This window comes from Pseudomonas sp. NPDC087803, from assembly GCF_044742995.1.
Classification (GTDB): Bacteria; Pseudomonadota; Gammaproteobacteria; order Pseudomonadales; family Pseudomonadaceae; genus Aquipseudomonas.
In genome coordinates, this window is record NZ_JBIUVO010000150.1 from 1 (window position 1) to 1,708 (window position 1,708).

General features: G+C 57.6%; 1 protein-coding gene and 3 pseudogenes. All 4 read left to right on the forward strand.

The window, feature by feature from the left end; translation table 11 throughout:
- A pseudogene (locus ACIOUG_RS27065) lies at window positions 1-102 on the forward strand (DNA-binding response regulator); the annotation flags it as partial.
- 1 nt (window position 103) lies between these two features.
- Window positions 104-637: pseudogene (sdhA, locus tag ACIOUG_RS27070) on the forward strand (succinate dehydrogenase flavoprotein subunit); the annotation flags it as partial.
- Window positions 638-648: 11 nt separating this feature from the next.
- Window positions 649-1,353: a succinate dehydrogenase iron-sulfur subunit gene (locus ACIOUG_RS27075; RefSeq protein ID WP_003223007.1), complete on the forward strand. Its 705-nt coding sequence runs from the start codon at window positions 649-651 to the stop codon at window positions 1,351-1,353.
- Window positions 1,354-1,611: 258 nt separating this feature from the next.
- A pseudogene (locus tag ACIOUG_RS27080) lies at window positions 1,612-1,689 on the forward strand (hypothetical protein); the annotation flags it as partial.
- Window positions 1,690-1,708 lie beyond the last annotated feature (19 nt).

The window sequence follows — 1,708 nt, forward strand, 5'->3', positions numbered from 1 at the left end:
CCGGTGATCATGCTCACCGCCCGCGAGCGCGTCGAAGACCGGATCAAGGGCCTGCGTGACGGCGCCGACGATTACCTCGGCAAACCGATTTCCTTATTGGAACGGCCGCGCTGCCGGCCTGCACCTGGAAAAGGCGCTGACCGACGGCATCGAATACGACGACGCTACCGAAGCCGACATCGAAGCTGCCCTGTCGCGTCTGAACGCGCTGAACGGCCGTACCGATGGCGAAGACGTGGCTACCCTGCGTCGCGAGTTGCAAAGCTGCATGCAGAACTACTTCGGTGTATTCCGTACTGGCGAATACATGCAGAAGGGTATCGCTCAGTTGGCTGATCTGCGCAAGCGCATCGCCAACGTGAAGATCAACGATAAGTCGCAGGCGTTCAACACCGCGCGTATCGAAGCTCTGGAACTGCAAAACCTGCTGGAAGTGGCTGAAGCTACCGCCATCGCGGCCGAAGTACGTAAAGAGTCCCGCGGCGCTCACGCCCGTGAAGACTTCGAAGACCGTGACGACGAAAACTGGCTGTGCCACACCCTGTACTTCCCGGGTGAGAAACGCGTCGCCAAGCGTGCCGTAAACTTCTCGCCGAAGACTGTTCCGACTTTCGAACCTAAAGTCCGGACTTATTAAGGGTGATCGCCATGTTGCAAGTCAGTGTTTATCGCTACAACCCTGATCAGGACGCTGCGCCGTTCATGCAGGAATTCCAGGTCGATACCGGTGGTAAAGACCTGATGGTGCTGGACGTGCTGGCCCTGATCAAAGAGCAGGACGAGGGTTTCTCCTATCGTCGCTCTTGCCGTGAAGGCGTCTGCGGCTCCGACGGCATGAACATCAACGGCAAGAACGGTCTGGCGTGCATCACGCCGCTGTCCGCTGTTGTAAAAGGCAACAAGTTGATCGTTCGTCCGCTGCCAGGTTTGCCGGTTATCCGTGACCTGGTTGTCGATATGAGCATCTTCTACAAGCAATACGAGAAGGTTAAGCCTTACCTGCAGAACGACACGCCGGCTCCGGCCATCGAGCGTCTGCAGTCCCCTGAAGAGCGTGAAAAGCTCGACGGTCTGTACGAGTGCATCCTGTGCGCCTGCTGCTCGACCTCGTGCCCGTCCTTCTGGTGGAACCCGGACAAGTTCCTGGGTCCAGCTGCCCTGCTGCAAGCGTACCGCTTCCTGGCAGACAGCCGCGACACCAAGACGTCCGAGCGTCTGGCTTCGCTGGATGACCCGTTCAGCGTTTTCCGCTGCCGGGGCATCATGAACTGCGTCAACGTATGTCCGAAAGGCCTGAACCCGACTAAGGCCATCGGTCACATCCGTAACATGCTGCTTTCGAGCGGCGTGTGATTCAGCTGCTGTAACCGTAGAACCGCTGTAACGAAGAGGCTGTGGCGCGGGCTTCAACCCGCGTCATGGCTATAACCAGAGCAGTAGCCACAAGCTGCAGCTCTTATTTTGAAGAAATGAGACAAGCAGGGGCATCCGGGCTGGTACCCGGACTATCAGCGTGATCCTAAGTGGCTTGTTTTGGTCGCTGCATTCGGACTTCTGCAAGTTTGCTCGGTATTGACGCCGATGGTGTTCCCTAACCGAGGGTGACCAAGCATGCAAGAAAGCGTGATGCAGCGCATGTGGAACAGCGCCTACCTTTCAGGTGGAAACGCTGCCTATGTGGAAGAGCTATAAGACCTCTACCAGCACG

Coding starts and splice junctions, on each gene's coding strand:
- ACIOUG_RS27075 (WP_003223007.1), top strand. CDS start 649: ATGTTGCAAGTCAGTGTTTATCGCTACAACCCTGATCAGGACGCTGCG.